We start from the raw sequence: 16,829 nt of genomic DNA, 5'->3' as shown, positions 1-16,829 counted from the left end.
CTTACACTTCGCCGCCCGTATCGCCGCGAAATCCCGTTGACGCCGCCGTCCGCCACGCCCGAACCGACCGTCGCCGCGCTGCAGCTGCGCGCCCGGCTGTACGCGCGCATCCGCGCCTTCTTCGCCGAGCGCGGCGTGCTCGAGGTGGAGACGCCGATCCTCAGCGCCGCCGGCAACACCGAGCCGAACATCGAGAGCTTCTGCACCACGTTCGGCGGCCACCTCGACGCCGGCTCGCGCCAGCGCTGGCTGCGCACCTCGCCCGAGTACCCGCTCAAGCGCCTGCTCGCCGCCGGCATCGGCGACTGCTACGAACTGGGCCGCGTGTTCCGCGACGGCGAGGCCGGGCGGCGCCACAATCCCGAATTCACCATGCTGGAGTGGTACCGCGTCGGCTGGGACCATCTGCGTCTGGCCGACGAGACGGTCGAGCTGGTGCAGGCGGCGCTGGCCCTGCTCGGGCGGCGCGCCGAGGTGACCCGCAGCAGCTACCGCGAGTGGTTCGCCGACGTGCTCGGCCTCGATCCGTTCACCGCGTCGATCGAGCAGTTGCGCGCGCCGCTGGCCGACGTGCGCATCGACGCCGGCGAGCTGTCGCGCGACGACTGGCTCGATCTGCTGATCACGCATCGCCTGCAGCCGGAAATCGCGCGCGACCGCATCGCCGTGATCCACGACTTCCCGGCCACGCAGTGCGCGCTGGCGCGGATCCGTGCCGGCGAACCGCCGCTGGCCGAGCGCTTCGAGCTGTACCTCGGGCCGTACGAGCTGGCCAACGGCTATCACGAGCTCAATGACGCGGCCGAACAGCGCGTGCGCTTCGAGCGCGACAACGCGCGCCGCCGCGCGCGCGGCCAGCGCGAGCTGCCGCTCGACGAACGCCTGCTCGCCGTGCTCGACCGCCTGCCGGCCTGCGCCGGCGTCGCGCTCGGCGTCGAGCGCCTGCTGATGTGCCTGGCGCAGACCGACGATATCCGCGACGTGCTGGCGTTCGGGTTCGCGCAGGCCTGAGCGCTCAGTTCGGCGTCGCCGCCGACATCGGCAGCCGCAGGCGTGCGACGCAGCCGCGCGCGTCGGCGCGGTTCTCCAGCGCCAGGGTGCCGCCGTGCTGCTCGACGATCTGCCGTGCCAGCACCAGGCCGATGCCGGAGCCGCCGGGCTTGGTGGTGAAGAACGGCACGAACAGGTTGCCGCTCGGCGGCAGGCCGGGGCCGCCGTCGACGATCTCCGTGACCAGCGCGCCGTTCTCCTCGCGCCAGTTCAGGGCGACGTCGCCGCCGCTGGTCAGCGCCGCATCGGCGGCGTTGCGGACCAGGTTGATCAGTGCCTGTTCGATCTGGTCCGGGTCGAGTGCGGCGCGCAGGGCGGGTCCGGCGACGCGCACGTCCAGGCGCTGTTCCAGCCGCGCCGCGCGCCGCGCGAGTTCGTCGAACGCGACCTCGCGCAGGTTCGGCGGCGGCAGCCGCGCCAGCGCGGTGTAGCGCGCCATGAAGCGCGCCAGCGCGTCGGCGCGGTCGCCGATCACGTCCAGTCCGCTGCGTGCGTCGCCGCGCCAGTCCTCCGGCGGCGGCTCGGCGGCGATCAGCTTGGACACGGTCGCCGCCATCGATCGGATCGGCGCGAGCGAATTGTTGAGCTCATGCCCGAGCACGCGCAGCAGGCGCTGCCAGGCGAGGCGCTCCTCCTCGCGCAGCGCACGGCTGAGGTCGGTGATGACCAGCAGGTCGTGCGGACGCCCGTCGGCGCGGAAGCGCGAATGGCGGATCTCCCAGCGTCCGGCGCCGGAAGGGAACGCGTGCTCGACCACGCGCGCGGCGTCCGCGGCGAGGAAGCCGGCGAGGCCGAGCGCCTGCGCCGAGCGTCCGTCGAGCGCGGCGAACGGCTGCGCGAGCAGGCGTTCGGCGGCCGGATTGGCCAGCGTGAGGTAGCCGTCGGCGTCGAAGCTCAGCACCGCGATGTCGAGCGCCGCGACGACCTTGGTCAGCTGCGCGCTTTTTTCCTCGACCGAAAGGCGCTGCTCGCGCAGCGTCTGCGCCAGCGCGTTGATCTCCCATACGACCTCGCCGACCGCGTCGCCGCGGCGCGCGCGCGAGCCGCGCAGGCTGTAGTCGCCTTCGCGCAGCGCCTCGAGCAGGTTCGACAGCGTGTACAGCGGAAACACCGCGCGGCGCTGCAGCGCGAGCGCGAGGGCCAGCGTGACCGCGGCGAGCGCGGCCGTGGCCGCGGCCGCCTTCCACATCGCGTCGAACGCGAACGCGGCGGCGGCGCCGAACGCCAGCAGGGCGGGCAGGGCGACGAGCAGCAGGCCTGCCAGCAGGCGATGTTCGTAGCTCCAGCGCGATGTGCGCGGCACTAGTGCGGTCCCGGCCCGTGGCACGAAGGCGGCATGATAGCCGCAAGGCCCGCGCGCACGGATCGGCCGCCGGCGCGGCGCGCGGCGGTGCGCATCACGCGTCCGGCTCGATGCCGTACTTCTGCAGGCGGCGGTACAGCGAGGGGCGGCTCAGCCCGAGCAGGGCGGCGGCGCGCTGGATGTTGCCGCCGGTGCGCTCCAGCGCCTGGCGCACCATGCGTTCCTCGGCCTGCTCGACGGTCAGCGATTCGCTCGCCGCCAGCGCGGCGGCGCCGCTGATGTCGTGCGGCGCGGGCGGCTTCAGGTTCAGCGCGTCCTCGTCGAGCTGGGTCGCATCGGCCATCAGCGCGGCGCGCTCGACGATGTGCGACAGCTCGCGCACGTTGCCGGGCCAGGCGTAGTTCTGCAGCGCGCGCAGCGCGGACGGCGCGAAGCGCAGGCCGTCGCGCTGGTAGCGCGCGGCGAAGCGCTGCAGGAACGACTGCGCCAGCAGCGCGATGTCCTCGCCGCGCTCGCGCAGCGGCGGCAGGTGCAGCTCGACCGTATTGAGGCGGAACATCAGGTCCTTGCGGAATGCGCCGCGGGCGACGTCGGCGGCGAGGTCGGCATTGGTCGCCGAAACCAGGCGCACGTCGACCTTCAGCGTGCGCGAGGACCCCACGCGCTCGAGTTCGCCGTCCTCGAGCACGCGCAGCAGCTTGGGCTGCTGCGCCGGCGGAATGTTGGCGATCTCGTCGAGGAACAGGGTGCCGCCGTCGGCCAGCTCGAAGCGGCCGATGCGGTCGCTCTTGGCGTCGGTGAACGCGCCGCGTACGTGGCCGAACATCTCGGCCTCGAACACGCTCTCGGGAATGCCGCCCATGTTGACCTTGACGAACGAGGCGGCGGCGCGCCGGGAGGTCTCGTGCAGCCTGCGCGCGATGACGCCCTTGCCGGTGCCGTTCTCGCCGAGGATCAGCACGTTTGCATCCGACGGCGCGACGCGCGCCAGCGTGGCCAGCAGCGCGCGCATCGGCGGCGAGGCGGCGACGAATTCCTCGTCCTCGCCGGCGCGCAGCAGCGCGTTCTCGGCGGCCAGGCGGCGCTCGTTGCGGCGTGCCTTGCCCAGCGCGAGCTGGTTGCGCACGACGTTGACCAGGCGCTGGTTGTCCCACGGTTTCTCGATGAAGTCGCCGGCGCCCAGGCGCATCGCCTCGACCGCGACGTCGATCGTGCCCCAGGCGGTCATCGCGATCACCGGCAGTTCGGCGTCGAGCTTCTTCAGCTCGCGCAGCAGGTCCAGGCCTTCGGCGCCGGAGGTGGTGTCGCGCGTGTAGTTGAGGTCGATCAGCGCGGCGTCGAAGCGCTGCTTGCGCGCGGCCTCGATCGCCGCGGCCGGACCGTCGGCCGCGACGCAGCCGATGCCTTCGGCTTTCAGCAGCAGGCGCAGCGCCTCGCGGATGTCGCGCTGGTCGTCGGCGATGAGAAGGTTCGGAGTCATGCGTTCGGGGGACTGGAAAAGGCGCGTGCGGCGACGCGGCGGAGTTCGCGCGTCGCGCGCGAAAGGCGGCAGATCATACGACGGCCTGCTCGATCCATCCGTCGGCCAGGCGGATCACGCGCTGCGCTTCCCGCGCGAACGGCTCGTTGTGGGTGACCTGCACGATCGTCATGCCCTCGCGGTTCAGCTCGTGCAGCAGGTCCATGATCGTGCGCGCCTGGCTCGAATGCAGGGCGCCGGTCGGCTCGTCGGCGAGCAGCAGGCGCGGACGCGTGATGACCGCGCGCGCCACCGCCACCAGCTGCTGCTGGCCGCCGGACAGCTGGCCCGGGAACAGGTCCTTCTTGCCGACGATCTGGAAGCGGTCGAGCAGGTCGGCCACGCGCGCGGCGCGTTCCTTCGCCGGCACGTCGCGGTACTGCAGCGGCAGGTCGAGGTTCTCCCACACCTTCAGGTCGTCGATCAGGTGGTAGTGCTGGAAGATGAAGCCGATCTTCTCGCGCTGCAGCGTCTGGCGCTGCTTCGGATTCAGGGTCTCGACCTGGACGCCGTCGAGCGAGTAGGCGCCCTGCCATTCGTGGTCCATCAGGCCGAGCACGTTCAGCAGCGAGCTCTTGCCGGCGCCGGACGGGCCCATCACGCTGACGAACTCGCCCTCGACGATGTCCAGCGTGATGTTGCGCAGCACCCAGGTGCGGCCGCCGGCGAGGGGGAAGGATTTTTCGACGTTGCGCAGTTCGATCAGGGACACGGGCGTTTCCTTGCGAAAGGGGAGTTCATTCGTCGCGCAGGGCGACCAGCGGATCGACGCGGGCGGCGCGGCGCGCCGGCCACCAGCATGCCAGCAGTCCGACCGCGGCGAGCGCGGCGGCGACCGCGGCGAGCGTGGGCAGGTCGAACGCGCCGACACGATACAGCCGCGCCGACAGCAGGCGCGCGAACGCCCAGGCCAGCGGCAGGCCGAGCGCGAGTCCGGCGCCGACCAGCAGCAGTCCCTGGCCGAGCACCAGGCTGCGTACGTCCGAGGCGCGCGCGCCGAGCGCCATGCGCACGCCGAACTCGGAGGTGCGCTGGCGCACCGCGTAGGCGAGCACCGCGTACAGCCCGACCGCGGCCAGCAGCAGCGCGGTCAGGCCGAGCAGGCCGAGCAGGTCGTTCAGGCGTGTGCGGTCCTTCAGCGTGTCGGCGATGCGCTCGCCGAGCGTGACGATCGGACCGATCGACTCCTTCGGCGCGATCTCTCCGCCGAGCGCCTTCAGCGGCGCGACCACGGCGGACGGATCGACCGCCGTGCGCACCGCCAGCGCGGCGTAGGGCGGCGCCGGGTCCGGCTGGTAGATGGCGGGCCGGTCGGCCACTTCGTCGAGCGAACGCTGCTTCAGCGTCGGCACCACGCCGACCACGGTGACCTCGCGATCGGGCAGCCCCGGCCCGGCGCCGACCTTGAAATGCCTGCCGAGTGGATCGGCGTCGCCGAAGTGCCGCTTCACGAACGTCTCGTCGACGATGGCCACCGCTGCCTTCGAGCGCACCTCGCCGGCGTCGAAGCCGCGGCCGCGCACGATCGGAATGCCGAGCGCGGCGAAGTAACCGGCGTCGACCTTCTGGTCGTAGCCGATCGGCTTGTCCTTGATGTCTTCCTGGCCGGGCGGCGAGTAGTTCGTGGTGGCGATGCTGGTGCCGAACGGAATCATGCTGCCCAGTCCGGCGGCGGCGACGCCGGGCAGGGCGCGCGTGCGCTCGGCCAGTTCGCTCAGGCGCGCGGTGCGCAGCTCCGGCGTCGCGCCGGAGGGAACCAGATCGTAGAGGCCGACGTAGAGCAGGTGGTCACGGCGGAAGCCGACGTCTTCGGCGAGCAGGTTGTGCGAGCTGCGCAGCAGCACGCCGATGCCGAACAGCAGCGCGACGGTCAGCCCCACCTGCGCCACCACCAGCCCCTTGCGCGCGGTCTGCGCGGCGCCGCCGGCGGTCTGGCGCGAGCCGCCGTGGCGGATCATGTCGTTGAGGTTGCCACGCTGCATGGACAGCCCGGCGAAGGCCAGCGCGACGCACAGCGCGAGCGCCAGCAGCGCCAGCAGCACGAGGGTCGGCGCGTCGATGCCGATCGACTGCGGCGTGCCGGTGGGCAGCAGGTCGAAACGGCGCAGCAGGGCCAGGCCCGCCGGCAGCAGCGCGCCGCCGAGCGCGGCACCGGCCACGCACAGCGTGGCCGCCTCGATCACCGCCGCACGCGCCCGGCGCCACGGTGTCGCGCCGAGCGCGGCGGTGAGCGCGGTCTCGTGGCGGCGCTCCAGCGCCCGTGCGAGAAACAGATTGGTGACGTTGGCGGCGGTGACCAGCCACACCATCGATACCGCCAGCAGCATCAGCAGCAGCGCGTCGCCGCGATCGCCGGCCCACAGCGAACGCAGCGGGTCCACGCGCAGCTTGAAGCTGCCGCCGAAGGCGCCGTCGAGTTCCGGCATCGCCTTGGCGATACCGGCCAGTTCGTCGGCGACCGCGGCGCGATCGGCGCCCGCGCGCAGGCGCGCGATCGCCAGCGTGCCGTCGAAGTTGCCGGCGCGCGTGCGCGCGCGGTCTTCGGCGCTGAAGGCGAGCGGCAGCCACAGGCGCGTCTCGCCGCTCGGGAAGACGAAGCCCTTCGGCAGCACGCCGACGACGCGGTAGTCCTGGTCTTCCAGCCGCAGCGTGCGTCCGACCGCATCGGCGGCGCCGCCGTAGCGCTGCTGCCACTCGTCCCACGACAGCACCGCGCTGCGCGCCGCGCCTTCGGCGGCGTCTTCGGCGACGAACAGGCGCCCCAGCGCCGGCTGCGCGCCGAGCAGTCCGAACAGGCCCGGCTCGACCAGCGCGGTGCTCAGCGAGCCGATGCGGCGGCCGCCGTCGTCGCGCTGCACCACGTCGCTGGTGCGGTAGGCCGCGATGCCGTCGAGGCCGCGCGCATGGCGGGCGATCTCCTCGCGCAGCGGCGTCGACAGCCCGACGTCGAACGGAATGCCGAGCACGCGCGATTCCACCGTCACCAGCCGCTCGGACTGCGCAAACGGCAGCGGCTTCAGCAGCAGGCCGTAGACCACGCTGGCGACGCAGGCGAACGCGCCGAAGGCGAGGCCGAGCAGCAGCACGGACACCGCGCTGAAGCCGGGCGTGCGCAGCAGGCGGCGCAGGAGGAGGCGGAGGTCGAAGAAGGTCATGGCAGGTCCGGGAAGGAACGGAGGTCGGAAAGCCGGGTGCGGGCCGGGGTGTCACTCATGTCGCAGCGCCTGGATCGGATCGGTCGCAGCGGCGCGCCGTGCCGGCAGCCAGCAGGTGGCGAGCGCCACCGCGGCCACCACGGCCAGCGCCGCGGTCCAGCTGGCCGGATCGGCGTAGCCGATGCCGAACAGCCGGTCGGCGAGCAGCCGTGACAGGACCAGGCCGAGGCCGGCGCCGAGCGCGAGGCCGGCGGCGGTCAGCGCGCCGCCCTGGCGCAGCACGAGGTTGCGCACGCGCGCCGGCGTCGCGCCGAGCGCCAGGCGCACGCCGAGTTCGGCGGTGCGGCGGCGCACCGCGAAGGCGAGCACGGCGGCCAGTCCGATCGCGGCGAGCGCCAGCGCGGCCGCCGCGAAACCGCCGATCGCGGCGAGCAGGTGGCGGCGGTCGGCGAGGGTGTCGTCGACCAGCGTGTCCAGCGCGGCGTGCACGCGCAGGCGCGCGTGCGGGAAGCGCGCCAGCACGCGTTCGCGCACGGCGGCGGCCGTCGCCGACGGGTCTGCCTCGCCGGCGCGCGTGATCAGCCAGAAGTACGGCGAATGCGCCTGCATCGGGCGATAGAGGGTCGGCAGGGTTTGGCTTTCCTCCAGGCTGCCGCTCTTGACCGAGCGCACCACGCCGACGATGCGCGCCGGATGCAGGTCGCCGCGGTCGTCGCTCAGGTCGATGCGTGCGCCGAGCGGATCGGCGGCGCCGAAGTAGCGCGCGACGAAGCGTTCGTCGACGACGGCGGTGGCCGCCTCGCCGTCGGCGCGGAAATCCTCGCCGGCGACGAAGCCGATGCCCATCGCCGCGAAGTAGCCGCGGCCGATCTCGCGTTCGCGCGCCTGTTGTTTTTCGGCCAGGGCAGGCAGGCCGAACGTGCCGCTCGAATCCATGCCGGAAAACGGCGGCATCGTGGCGACGGCGGCGTGGCGCACGCCGGGCAGCCCGGCGACGTCGGCGCGCAGCGCCTCCACCTCGAGCGCGAAGCCGTCGCCCGCGGCGGTCGGCACGGCGCCGCGCTGGCGCGCACCGGCGGCGTCGAAGGCGTCGATCGAGGTCATCAGCACGCCGCGGCTGTCGAAGCCGCGATCGACGCCGAGCACGTTGACGGCGCTGCGCGCGAGCAGGGCGACGCTGCCCGTCATCGCCGTGGCCAGCATCACCTGCGCGACGAGCATCGCCTTGCGCGCGCGGCCCAGGCCGCCGGCATGGCGCTGCGCGGAGCGGTGCAGCGAACGGCGCGAAGGCACGGTGGCGAGCGAGGCGGCGAGCACGACCAGCGCCGCGGCGGCGCCGGCGACCACGGCGGCGAAGTCGAAATCCCCGCCCTGCGGCAGCGAGGCGGGCAGCAGGGAGAGTTCCTGCAGCAAACGCAGTCCGAACGGCGCGAGGCAGAGCCCGGCGACGAGGCCGCCGAACAGCGGCAGGGCGAGGTCGACGGCCGCGTCGGCGGCGATCGCCGCTTCGCTGGCGCCGAGCGCACGGCGGATCGCCTGCCCGCGCGCGCGCGCCAGCACGCGGTCGAACATCAGGTTGACCGTGCTGGCGACCACCGCGGCGAGCAGGATCAGCGCGGCGAGCTGCATCAGCTCGAGGGTCCTGGCGGTGCCGGCGTAGCGTTCGCGCAGCAGCGTCACGCGCGGCTGCGGATCGTCCTCGGCGAACTTCGGCGCCAGCTTTTCGTCGCGCGCCAGCAGCGCGCCGAGTTTTTCGCTCGCCTGCGCCACGCTCGCGCCCGGCGCGAGGCGCGCGACGACCGCCAGCTCGCCGAGGTAGGACTGCGCGTTCGAGTCGCGCTCCTGCGCCGACCACACCAGCGGAATCCACGCGTCCGCGCGGCGGTCGGGAAAGGCGAAGCCGCGCGGCATGACGCCGGCCACCGTGTAGCTCGCGCCGCCGAAGCGCACGCTGCGCCCGACCACGTCCGGATCGGCGCCGAAGCGCGAGCGCCAGGCCGCGTCCGACAGCAGCACGACGGCGGCGCGGTCCTTCGCGTCGTCGGCGACGAAGGCGCGTCCGAGCGCCGGCGCGACGCCGAGCACCTGCGCGAAATCCGGCGTCACGCGCGACACCTGCCACGGCGTGCCGTCGTCGGCGAGGTAGCGCGAAACCCCCTGCTGCGCGAAGCCGAGCGCGCCGGCGAAGGGCGCTCCGTCGGCGAGCAGCGCGTCGCGGAAGCGGTCCGCCAGCGCGAAGCCGAATCCGGCCTTCGCCATCTCCACCTTCAGTTCCACCAGCCGGTCGCCGTCGGCGAACGGCAGCGACTTCCAGCGCACCGCGTGCAGCGCGCCGAAGGTGGTCGCGTTGATCGCCACGGCGATGCCGACGAGCAGCAGCACGATCAGGGTGAAGGCCGGCGCACGCGCGTGCCGGCGCAGGATCTGGGCGAGGTTCATCGGCGCTCCCGGTCGAGGCTCATTCGCTGCGCAAGGCCTGCATCGGATCGACGCGCGCGGCGCGCAGCGCCGGCAGCGCGGTGGCGAGGAGGCCGGCGAGCAGCAGTGCGCACAGCGTCGCCGCCAGCGCCAGCGGATCGGCCGCGTCGACGCCGAACAGGAAACCCTGCAGCACGCGCCCGGCGACGATCGCGACGAGCAGCCCGATGGCCAGGCCAAGGCCGACGTCGCGCAGGCCGGCGCCGAGCACGCCGCGCAGCAGCCGCGACGGCGCGGCGCCGAGCGCGGCGCGCACGCCGTACTCGCGCTGGCGCGCGGCGACGGCGACGGCGGTCACCGAGTACAGGCCGATGCCGGCGAGCAGCAGGGCGAGGGTCGCGAACAGGCTGGTCAACGCGGCGTTGGCGCGCTGCACGGCGGTGGCATCGGCGACGTCGCGTTCGAGCAGGCGCAGGCCGGCCACGCCCTGGCGCGCGTCGATCTCGCGCAGCGCCGCGCGCATGCGCTCGGCGTAGGCGGCCAGCGCGTGGTGCTGAACGTGGTCGTCGACGCGCACGGCCACGTTCAGCGGCACGAACTGGCGCACCAGGCCGAAGAGGCCGTCGGGAACCTGCGCCAGTGGCACGTAGTAGGTCGGCGGCGCGTCTTCCTGCGGTCCGAACTTGTGCACGTCGCCGACGACGCCGACGATGCGCATCATCGGCATCGGCAGGTCCGCGCCATCCTCGACCTTGATCGACTTTCCGAGCGCATCGCCGCCGAGGTATTGCCGCGCGAACGCCGCGTTGACGATGGCGACGGGCTCGGCGCCGGCGCGGTCGGCATCGGCGAAATCGCGCCCGGCGACCAGGGGAATGCCGAAGGTCGCGAACGAGCCGGCGCTGACCGCGCCGTACTGCGGCGCTTCCGGCGGCGAACGGCCGTCGGGCAGACGGGCGGAAACGTTGAACTGGGAGCCGATCGGCAGGCCCGTGGTCAGCGCGACGTCGCGCACGCCCGGCTCCGCGCGCAGCCGTTCGAGCAGGCGCTCGGCCAGGCGCTGCACGGCGGCGGTGTCGGGATACAGGGCGGGCGCGGGATTGAGGCGGAAGGTCAGCACGCCGCGCGCGTCGAAGCCGAGGTCCACGCGTGACAGCTTCCACAGCGAATGGGCGAGCAGGGCCGAGGTGGCGAGCAGCAGGGTCGCAAGACTCGCCTGCGCCACCACCAGCGCACGGCTGAAGCGCTGCGAGCCGGCACCCGGGCCGGAGCGCGTGCCGGCGGCGAGTTCGTGCGCCGCGCCGGCGCCGCGACTGCGCCAGACGCCGAACGCGGCGGCGATCAGGGCGACTGCGATGGCGGCGCCGAAGGCGAACGCGACGGCGCCGGCGTCGATCAGATGGGTCCGGGCGCCCATCCAGTCCGGCGGCAGCCACGCGCGTGCGAGCTGCAGCGCGGCGGCGGCGAGGGCGAGGCCGCCGAGCGCACCGCACAAGCCGATCGCCAGGCCTTCGCCGAGCGCGGGCAGCGCGAGTTGCGCGGCGGAGGCGCCGAGCGCCGAGCGCACCGCGCCGTCGCGCCCGCGCGCGAGCGCGCGCAGCAGCATCAGGTTGGACAGATTGACCGCCACCAGCAGCAGCACGCAGGCGGCGCAGGCGACGAACAGCAGCAGGACCGGCCGTGCCGTCGCGTTCATGTCCTGCGCCAGCGGCGTGGCCGAGAAGTGCGGCCGCCACGAGCCGTCGGCGAAACCCAGTTCCTCGGCGCGCGACTGCAGGCGGGCGTCGATCGCCGCGCCGGCCGCCGCCAGGGTCGTGCCGGCACCCAGGCGCGCGATCGTCAGCAGGTTTGTGGCGCGATCCTGGCTCGACGCCGGCAGCGCGAGCGGCAGCAGGACGTCCGGCGCGCCTTGCAGACGGAACGTCGGCGGCAGCACGCCGACGATCGGCGTCGACACGCCGTCGACCAGCACGCTGCGGCCGACCACGTTCGCATCGGCGCCGAAGTGGCGTTGCCAGAACGCGTGGCCGAGGATCGCCGCGCGCGCGCCGTTCGGACGATCCTCCTCGGCGGAGAAATTGCGTCCGAGCGCGGGCGCGACGCCGAGCGTGGGCAGCAGGCCCGCATCCACCGGCCAGGCGGTGACCAGTTCCGGATCGCCGCCGCCGGCGACGTTGACGTCCTTCGGCGCGAACACCGCGCCGAAGCGTTCGATGCCGTCGACGCCGTTGAGCTGCTGATACTGCTGCGGTGAGATCGTCGACCAGGGATGCCCGTCGCCCTTGCCGACCACGGCGATCCGCTCGGGTTGCGGATACGGCGGCGGCGCCAGCAGCACCGCGTCGATCAGCGCGAACACCGCCGTGCCGGCGCCGATGCCGAGCGCGAGCGTGGCACCGGCGAGCAGCGCGAATCCCGGCCGGCGCGCCAGCCCGCGGACGCTGCGGCGCAGTTCATCGATCCAGACAGTCATCCCAGCGCCTCCCTCGGTGCGACCGCGCAGGCACGCCGCGCCGGCAGCAGGCAGGCGAGCAGGATCGTGGCGAGCAGCAGCGCGCTGACGCCGAGCAGGGTCAGCGGATCGTTCGCCGGCACGCCGTAGAGCAGGCCGCGCAGCAGCTGCGCGCCGGCCAGCGACAGCACCAGCCCGATCGCCACGCCCAGGCCGCCGGTGCGCAGGCCGCTGCCGAGCACCAGCTGCGCGATGCTGCGCCGGCTCGCGCCGAGCGCCTGGCGCAGCGCGAACTCGTTCTCGCGGCGGCCGACGGCGAAGGCCATCAGGCCGTACAGGCCGCTGCTCGCCAGCACCAGCGCGACCAGCGCGAAGCTGCCGAGCAGGACCAGGTTGAAGCGGCGCTGCTGGGTCGCGGTCACGCGCAGTTCCGCCAGCGGCCGCAGCGAATGCGGCAGGTCCGCCGCGCTGCGGTCGAGCACGCTGCGCAGCGACGGCAGCATCGCGCCGAGCGCAACGCCGGTGCGCACGACGAGGTTGAGGTCGCCCAGCGATTTCGGGCGCTGCTCGAGGTTCACGTACACCGCGCCCGCCGGCGCGCGCTCGAGGCGGCGTTCGTGCACGTCGCCGACCACGCCGATCACCGTCAGCGGGCGCACGTCGCCGTCCATGTTGCCGTACTGGATGCGCTGGCCGATCGGATCGCGGCCGGGCCAGGTCTGCCGCGCCACCGCCTCGCTGACCAGCGCGACGTGCTCGCCGTCGGCGCGGTCGCGCGAATCGAACTTGCGTCCCTGCAGCAGGCGGATGCCGGCGGCGTCGAAGTAGTCCGCGCCGGCGACGCGGAACTCGGCGTAGCCCAGCTGCGGCGGCATGTTGCCGCCGATCTCCTTCACGCCGGCGTCCCAGAACGCGCCGTTGGCGCCGTCGCCGGTCAGCGGCAGGGCGTTCACGCCGCCGACCGCGCTGACGCCGGGCAGGCGCCGGATCTGTTCGGTCACGTCGGCGATGCGCTGGAGCATCGCCGCGTCCTGCTGCGCGTCGCGCGTACCGGGGAACGACAGCTGCACGTTGATCGCGCCGTCGAGATCGAAGCCCGGATTCACCGCGAGCAGGCCGACGAAGCTGCGCGTGAGCAGGCCGGCGCCGACCAGCAGCGCGGTGGTCAGCGCGGTCTGCGCGACGAGCAGGCCGCTGCGCGTCCACAGGTGCCGGCGGCCGTCGGTCTGGCCGCGGCCGGATTCGCGCAGGCGCTGCGCCAGCTGCGATCCGCCGGCGGTCTGCGTGAAGCTCAGCACCGCCGCGATCAGCACCGCGCCGATCGCGGCAGCGGCGAGCGTGCCCGGCGAAAGGCCGATCTCGGCCGCGCGCGGCAGCGTGCCGCCGGCCAGCCGCACCAGCACGCGGATGGCGGCCAGCGCGAGCAGCAGGCCGATGGCGGCGGCCGCCGCCGACAGCAGCAGGCTTTCCAGGAACGCCTGCCGGCGCAATCGCCCGCGGCTGGCGCCGAGCGCGCTGCGCACGGCGAATTCGCGGCCGCGCGCCGCGGCCAGCGCGAGCAGCAGGTTGAACGCGTTGCTGATCGCGATCAGCAGCAGGAGCAGCGCGCCGCCGGCGAGCACCAGCAGCGCGCCGCGCACCGGCGCGGCGACCGCCGCGGCCAGCGGCGTGACGCCGAACGCGACGGCGTTGGTCTGGTCGCCGTACTGCTGCTTCAGCCGCGTCGCCACCGCGTTCGCCGCGGCCTGCGCCTCGGCCAGCGCGTCCGCCGAGCGCAGCAGGCCGACCGCGCGCCAGTTGTGCGCGGTGCGCGAGGGACCGAAATCGGTCTGCGTGGTCGGCATCCACACCGCCGATCCTTCCGGAAAGGCGAACCCGGCCGGCATCACGCCGATGACCGTGTAGGGCTCGCCGGCGACGTCGAGCCGCTCGCCGAGCGCGTCGGCGCGCCCGCCGAACAGGCTCTGCCACAGCGCATGGCCGATTACCACGACGCGCTCGCGCTCGCCGGCGTCGTACAGCCGGCCCAGCTGCGGCTGCGCGCCGAGCGTGCGGAAGAACGCGCCGCCGCTGAAGACGACGTTGCTGCGCGCCGCTTCGCCGCCCTTGCCGACGGTGTCGGTCCAGGCGGCGTAGAACGAGGTCGCCTCGAAGGCGGACACGTTGGCGACGAGGTCGTCGTAGTTGGGCTTGGCGAAGTTCATCGCGTGGCCGTCGTCGGCCAGCTCGTCCAGTTCGACGATGCGCTCGGCGTTCGGATATGGCAGCGCACGCAGCAGCAGGGTGTCGACCACGGCGAGGATCGCCAGCGCCGCGGCGAGGCCGCACGCCAGGGTCAGGGTCGCGAAGCCCATCGTGCCGGCGTGGGAACGCAGGCTGCGCACGGCGAAGCGGAGATCTTGCAGGGAAATCATCGGCGGCCTTCGATGCAGCGGACGGAAAGAGACAGGCCGCTCGTCGCGACGCCGGACGGGCCGGCCTTCGCGCGCGTGCGGCGGGTGGAATCAGCGGTCACGCAGCGCCTCCATCGGCGGCACGCGCGCGGCGCGCAGCGCCGGCAGCAGCGCAGCCAGTGCGGCGGCGAGGCCCATCGCGCCGAGGCCGAGCGAGAGCGCGAACGGCAGGTCGACGTCGCCGACCGCGCGCAGCGGGCCGAGCAGGCGCGCACCGGCGGCGGCAAGGGCGAGGCCGGCGCCGATGCCGACGGCGCTGACCAGCAGGCTGTCGCGCAGGATCGTGCGCGCCAGCCGCGCCGGCGTGGCGCCGACCGCCAGGCGCAGGCCGAACTCGGCGACGCGGCGGCGCTGCTGCAGAGAAGCGACGGCGTACACGCCGAGCACCGCCAGCAGCAGCGCGGCGAAGGCGAACGCGCCGACCACGCGGGCGAAGAAGCGCGCCGGACGCAGCTCGGCGGCGAGGCGTTCGTCGAGGCCGAACTGGCGCGTGACGCTCTGGCGCGGATCGACGCTCCACAGCGCCTGCGCCATCGCCGCGTCGATGCCCTGCAATCCCGGCCGGGAGCGCAGCAGGAACGTCATCGCCACGCGCGGCGCCTGCGCGAACGGCACCAGCACCTCCGGCGCCGGCGCCGCGCGCAGGCCATCGTTGCGGATGTCCTCGACCACGCCGACGATGCGGCAGCTCGAACGCCCGCTGCGCGCCAGCGGCAGGTCGATCGTGCGGTTCAGCGGCGAGGCGTCGCCGAACAGGCGCCTCGCGAGCGCACGGTTGATAATCGCCACCGGCTCGGCGCCGGCGCGGTCGTCGGCGGCGAAGTCGCGACCGGCCAGCAGCGGGACGCCGAGCAGGGCGTGGTAACCGGGTGAAACGCGGCGCACGGCGGCCTGCACCGGCACGTCGTCGTCGCGTCCGCTGGCGTGCACGTTGGCGCTGGCGCCGCCGATCTGCGCCAGTGGCGCGACCGTCGTCAGCGCCACGCCCTCGGCGCCGGGCAGCGCGGCCAGGCGCTGCAGCAGGTCGTCGGAGAAACGCGTCCATTCCGGCGGTCCGCTCGCGCCGCTGTCGGTGCCCAGGCTCTCGCGGAACAAGGTCAGCGCGTGCACCGCCTCGGCGCGGAAACCGGGATCGACGCGCTGCAGCCGCCACAGGCCGAGGCCGAAGCCGAGCGCGGCGACCAGACTGGCGGTCGACAGCGCCATCGCCGCCGCCGGCAGCAGGCGCTGCGGACGCGCGCCGCCGACCACGCCCTTGCCGCCGCCGCGCACGGCTTCGGCCGGCGCGCCGGGCAGGCGCAGGCTGCCGCCGAGCACCGCGCACAGCGGCGCGGCGAGTCCGAGCACGGCGGCGATGGCGAACACGCGCCAGTCCATGACGATGCCGTCCACGCGCGGCACGCTGCCTTCGGCGAGTCCGCGCAGCAGCGCGATGCCGGCGTGGGCGAGGCCGACGCCGAGCGCGAGCGCGATCGCGCCGAGCAGGCACAGTTCCAGCACGAGCTGGCCGCGCAGACGGTCGCGACTGGCGCCGAGCGCCTGCATCACGGCCAGTTCGCGGCGGCGCGCGGCTTGGCGCGCGTCGAGCAGGATCGCCACGTTGGCGCAGGCGATCAGCAGCACCATGCAGGCGAGCGCGAACGCGCCCCACAGCGCACCGCGGGCGCCGCCGACGAGCAGGTCGAGCTGGCTGCGCGCGCGCAGGCGCCAGCCGTCGCCGTCGCGCAGGCCGTGCGCTTCGCGCAGCGCGGCGAGGCGCGCTGCCAGCGCGGCGTCCGCCTGCGCCGTCGAGGTGTCCGCGCGCAGCCGGCCGATCACCTGCAGGATGCGCAGGTCCAGCCGCCGCGCCGCGTCCTGCGGCAGTTCGGACGGCAGCAGCGCGGTCCACAGGCCGGCGTCGCCGGTGATCGCCTCGATCGACGGCGGCATCACGCCGACGATCTCCAGCGGCGCGTGGCCGATCGTCTCCAGGCGCCGGCCGATCACCGCCGGATCGCCGCCGAAGGAGCGCTGCCATTCCTGGTGCGAGAGCACCGCCAGCGGCAGGCCGGCGCGCACGTCGGCATCGCTCGGCACGCGTCCGAGCAGCGGCGCGGCGCCGAGCGAGGCGAAGAAGCCGGTGCCGACGAACTGCGCCGGGATCTCGCGCGCGTGGCCGCCGTCGAGCACGTTGACGCCGGTCCACTGGAAGTAGCCCAGGCTCTCGAAACCCGGCGTGCCGGCGACCAGCTGCTCGGCCTCGGCGACGGTGAGCTGCGCGCGCGCGACGCGCTGCGCCGGATTGTCGGCGACCACCGCGACCAGCCGCTCGCCGTCGGGCACCGGCAGTCCGCGCAGCAGCACGCCGTCGACCGTGCAGACCATCGCCACGGTCAGTCCGATGCCGAGCGCGAGCATCGCGATCGCCGCGGCGGGGAAGGCCGGTGCGCGCGCGAGGCGGCGCAGCGTGGCGAGGAGATCGGCGAGAAGTCTCATCGTG

9 protein-coding genes are annotated in these 16,829 nt (G+C 74.1%); 1 reads left to right on the top strand and 8 read right to left on the bottom strand.

Going from position 1 to position 16,829, the window contains the following annotated elements:
• The first annotated feature begins 36 nt into the window (after positions 1-36).
• Complete coding sequence (gene epmA, locus ACFO6Q_RS07960; RefSeq protein WP_380020094.1) at positions 37-1,011, top strand: EF-P lysine aminoacylase EpmA; 975 nt, start codon at positions 37-39, stop codon at positions 1,009-1,011.
• Between the two features lie 4 nt (positions 1,012-1,015).
• Here the strand turns inward: epmA and ACFO6Q_RS07955 are convergent, their stop codons facing one another.
• The 8 genes from ACFO6Q_RS07955 to ACFO6Q_RS07920 all read right to left on the bottom strand — a co-directional run bounded on the left by ACFO6Q_RS07955 (position 1,016) and on the right by ACFO6Q_RS07920 (position 16,825).
• Complete coding sequence (locus tag ACFO6Q_RS07955; RefSeq protein WP_380020093.1) at positions 1,016-2,353, bottom strand: sensor histidine kinase; 1,338 nt, start codon at positions 2,351-2,353, stop codon at positions 1,016-1,018.
• Between the two features lie 94 nt (positions 2,354-2,447).
• Complete coding sequence (locus ACFO6Q_RS07950; RefSeq protein WP_380020092.1) at positions 2,448-3,833, bottom strand: sigma-54-dependent transcriptional regulator; 1,386 nt, start codon at positions 3,831-3,833, stop codon at positions 2,448-2,450.
• Between the two features lie 73 nt (positions 3,834-3,906).
• The gene (locus ACFO6Q_RS07945; RefSeq protein WP_380020091.1) at positions 3,907-4,584 is read right to left on the bottom strand and encodes an ABC transporter ATP-binding protein; all 678 of its coding nucleotides are present in this window, start codon (positions 4,582-4,584) and stop codon (positions 3,907-3,909) included.
• 25 nt (positions 4,585-4,609) lie between these two features.
• Positions 4,610-7,027, bottom strand: coding sequence for an ADOP family duplicated permease (locus ACFO6Q_RS07940; RefSeq protein WP_380020090.1), 2,418 nt, complete (start codon positions 7,025-7,027; stop codon positions 4,610-4,612).
• Between the two features lie 51 nt (positions 7,028-7,078).
• Complete coding sequence (locus tag ACFO6Q_RS07935; protein ID WP_380020089.1) at positions 7,079-9,466, bottom strand: ABC transporter permease; 2,388 nt, start codon at positions 9,464-9,466, stop codon at positions 7,079-7,081.
• A 19-nt stretch (positions 9,467-9,485) separates the two neighbouring features.
• The gene (locus tag ACFO6Q_RS07930; RefSeq protein ID WP_380020088.1) at positions 9,486-11,918 is read right to left on the bottom strand and encodes an ADOP family duplicated permease; all 2,433 of its coding nucleotides are present in this window, start codon (positions 11,916-11,918) and stop codon (positions 9,486-9,488) included.
• Positions 11,915-14,311, bottom strand: a complete 2,397-nt coding sequence (locus ACFO6Q_RS07925) for an ADOP family duplicated permease (RefSeq protein ID WP_380020087.1) — start codon at positions 14,309-14,311, stop codon at positions 11,915-11,917. The genes ACFO6Q_RS07930 and ACFO6Q_RS07925 overlap by 4 nt, the downstream gene beginning before the upstream one ends.
• Positions 14,312-14,401: 90 nt before the next feature.
• Positions 14,402-16,825: an ABC transporter permease gene (locus ACFO6Q_RS07920; protein ID WP_380020086.1), complete on the bottom strand. Its 2,424-nt coding sequence runs from the start codon at positions 16,823-16,825 to the stop codon at positions 14,402-14,404.
• Positions 16,826-16,829 lie beyond the last annotated feature (4 nt).

It is taken from the genome of Dokdonella ginsengisoli, from assembly GCF_042652785.1.
GTDB lineage: Bacteria > Pseudomonadota > Gammaproteobacteria > Xanthomonadales > Rhodanobacteraceae > Dokdonella_A > Dokdonella_A ginsengisoli.
This window is presented reverse-complemented; position numbering and strand designations above follow the sequence as displayed.